The organism is Rhodopirellula sp. UBA1907, assembly GCF_002337565.1.
In the GTDB taxonomy this organism is placed as follows: domain Bacteria; phylum Planctomycetota; class Planctomycetia; order Pirellulales; family Pirellulaceae; genus Rhodopirellula; species Rhodopirellula europaea.
This window is the reverse complement of record NZ_DDGH01000075.1, coordinates 1-2,629: the sequence shown is the minus strand read 5'-3', so window position 1 is coordinate 2,629 and position 2,629 is coordinate 1. Positions and strand designations below refer to the sequence as shown.

The window sequence follows — 2,629 nt, the reverse complement described above, 5'->3', positions numbered from 1 at the left end:
CGGTTCTCGGATAGGTTCTAAGCACGTGAGCGGGTTTCCCTTGGGCTTGATCATGTAGCGGCGTCTCTCCGAGACGCAGTCATTTGCGAGTCTCAGAGAGACTCGCCTACGTGAGGTTCTACCCGATCATTCCTGCCGAACTGCTTAGCTGCGTCCCGCGGAATGGCTCGACACATTGGGGCCAAAAGCAAAAGAAGGGGCCACCCAAGTATCACCCTGCTCGGCTGTGATCTTCAGTTGAAAATTGGGGCGAACTGAGTGTACGAAGTGGTGGTTTAGGGAGCCATCCACCAGCGATGGCTGGCAGGGCGCAGCAGAAATCCCGGTCGGGGTTCTGGAGTTGGCATTCAGTCTTGAAGAATGGGTCTGTTAACCCGGTGACAAACCCTGCGGGTTCTCGAGGGCTCAGATCCAGTGTTGGCCACGCCGAGTCGCCTCCCTCGCCAGGCTCTCGAGCGTTCCTACAGCACGCTTGAAGACGCGGCCGAATTTGCTGACAACTTCACACCATGCTGTGGCGTCCAAAACGACACGATTCAGGATCGGGGCCAAGTGATCTGGGATCACCCCCACCTTCCCTTGACGCAACAGTCGACCGCTTCGTCCGGCCACGCGGCCATCACGTCCGGGCGACTGCGCAACACGACGTGCAGATGATTGCTCAGCACGGTGTAGGTCAGGCAATCCATCCCGAAAACGCTGGCGAGGAACTCCAGTCGATTCCGAATTCACTTCCGCCGATGCTCGAACGATTGACCCGTGAATGAGTCCTTTCCGCACAGGAAAGCCCGCCTGACGCACCGCTGAACGGCATGCAAGACTTGCACTTCGGTAGGATCAGCAACTTCGCAACGAGGCTTTCGAGGCATCGGGAGTCTCCGGCGTGGGGCAGCGATCAGGCAATCCTACGCAGCCCCCGGCAAGACAAGTTAGGGATTTGGGTGGCCCTTTTGCCTTTTTCACGCGCAACAAAAAGTTCACATCTGAGACCCAATAATCGGCTAGGGCCATCGAATATCTATCTAGATTCCATGATCTCCAATACGAAAAGCCTTGTTGTCGCAGCTCAGATGCAAATACCAAAGAAACAGACTACACCCTTCCGAACCGGTTTCGTTCTCGTGCTTGGGTTTTGGCATCTAGTCATTCTTTGCTTCCTGACGCTCGCCGGTCTGGAGGATTCGAAGCTGGCTGTGATGTCAAAGATGCTGTGGGGGTTGACGCTTCTCTGGATCGTTGGGTTCGGAGTGGCCTCGGTTGCCCTACGCGACAAGGTCCGGGATTTCGGCCGAAGAAATGCTGGAAACCGGGTCGCCATATTCTTCGGATTCGTAACGCTGCTGGCGCTGCTGGAAGAAGCCATTACAACCGGCATGACGAACTGTGCACCGCTGTTCGGAGCCGAGATCGGCGAGGTCTACATCACCGCCTCGGCAAATTTTTTGGACGTCGTTCTGTATCACAGCGTGGTCGTGTTCCTGCCACAGTTCCTAGCGTGGGGCTTGCTGCTGAAGAGATATTCGTTCTCACCATTTGCTGCGTTCGTTTGCTACGGACTCACTGGATTCGTCAACGAGGCTCTGTTTTCGGGGCCGAACCCGCTGATGCTGGCACAGTGGATTCTCGTCTATGGATTGCTTGTTTATCTGCCCTCCCAATTGTTCTTCCATTGCTCGGATCGCAGGCAGCCGCGCTGGTGGATGTACCCGATCGTGGTGCTTCTTCCGATTCTTGCCTCGATCCCCATGGTCGTGTTGCTGTTGAACGTCATCGCGCCAGGACACCCAAGCATCCACTTTCCACCGATGTAGCAAGTACGATCCGACATTGAATAAGGAAAGATGGGGCCATCCAAGTTTCATGCTGACCGATTGACCTCCGCATTGACTCTCGACGTTGAGCCGGTTGTGAGCGAACTGGTCATCGAGCGAAGATTCGAAAAAAGCCCCGGTTTCAAACGACTGTCGGAGGAACTCAAGTAGCAAGCGGCTTCAAATTGATTGACTAAACGATAGGCTCGTGTGGTGATTGCATTCAGCGAATGCAGCGAAAAACAAGGGAGGTGGCCACAATGACCATCGATATACCCCAGGGATACGAGAGCGTTTTGATTGGTCTCGTGGCGAGTGGAGCGTTTCCCAACACGGAAACGGCTTTGATGCGTGTTCTCGAGCTGCTCGCCAACCAGCAAGCGGCGAGCCAAGCAAGTAGCGACGGAGAAGCAATCGAGGCGATGCCCGAGCGAGTGGACACTGAGTTGCTTCCGAAGCAGCAAGACGTTGCTCCCTTCGATGCTGGCAAATCATGCCCTGCAGGTACCTGGCCGCAGGAGCAATCCGTGGATGACTTTCTGAGCTTTATCAGCGAATCCTGCAAGGACACGTCAACGCGAGGTGTGGGCCGCTGATGAACCGCGTTGTTGTGGATACCGATGTCCACTCTTTTTACCTGAAGAACGATTCTCGCTTTTTAAGCTACGCACAGGCTCTGGATGGCAAGCAACTTGTCATCTCGTTTCAGACGTTGGCTGAATTGATGTTGTGGCAAGAAGTACATGGTTGGGGGCAGCAACGGCGGGACGATATGGCTCGTCTGTCGTTCGCGTATCATCCCGCATTATTCACCAAGC

At 55.0% G+C, this 2,629-nt stretch carries 3 protein-coding genes; all 3 read left to right on the top strand.

From position 1 onward, the window contains the following. Positions 1–1,031: 1,031 nt before the first annotated feature. Entirely contained in the window at positions 1,032–1,811 is a 780-nt protein-coding gene (locus tag B2R17_RS16495; RefSeq protein ID WP_286764843.1) for a hypothetical protein, read from the top strand. Positions 1,812–2,071: 260 nt separating this feature from the next. Further along, positions 2,072–2,407, top strand: coding sequence for a hypothetical protein (locus B2R17_RS16490; RefSeq protein ID WP_286764842.1), 336 nt, complete (start codon positions 2,072–2,074; stop codon positions 2,405–2,407). Beyond that, the coding region (locus tag B2R17_RS16485) for a hypothetical protein (protein WP_286764841.1) at positions 2,407–2,629 on the top strand (223 nt) is incomplete at its 3' end. The genes B2R17_RS16490 and B2R17_RS16485, both read left to right, overlap by 1 nt.